This window comes from Microbulbifer hainanensis (assembly GCF_014904735.1).
Taxonomy (GTDB): domain Bacteria; phylum Pseudomonadota; class Gammaproteobacteria; order Pseudomonadales; family Cellvibrionaceae; genus Microbulbifer; species Microbulbifer hainanensis.
Genome location: NZ_JACZCR010000111.1, coordinates 1 through 506 on the forward strand (window position 1 = coordinate 1; position 506 = coordinate 506).

Consider the following 506-nt stretch of genomic DNA (forward strand, 5'->3'; position numbering starts at 1 on the left):
CGCTCTATTACGATGAATTAACGGGATTTGATACAACTCAAAAGGTGTTGGCACAAAGTGGGGCTGTAGCGGCTGGAATAAAAGGGTATGGCGCTGCAGGCACTGTCTATCTCTACGATCGATCCCTGGCGTCTGGAAATGCAGCGCTACAGATCGTTAACCGATCTAGTGCGGAAAATTACGAATCCACTTATCTCACTGGCCAGATAGATGCTGATATCTATGTCGATAAGGGGCGATTGATAATAGGTGATGGGGCACATATTGGCTCGTCGATTATTGGTAATGGCAGCGATAATTCATATGTGATTGCAGAGGGTACATTTACAGCGGCAAACAATGCTTTGCTGGTGGACGGTTTTACCCTGGAACTTGCTGAAGATATTAGTTTTGACTCCATTACAGTAGAAAATAGCGGAAAAATCACCACGCCCAGGGCATCTGACACTTTTACCGATGGTGTCACTATCAGTGCGACCACATTCTTGATTGATGCAAGTTCATTC

1 protein-coding gene is annotated in these 506 nt (G+C 45.3%); it reads left to right on the forward strand.

What is annotated here, in order from left to right:
• Positions 1-506: hypothetical protein (locus IG168_RS20535; protein WP_193166472.1), on the forward strand; the 506-nt coding region annotated here is incomplete at both ends.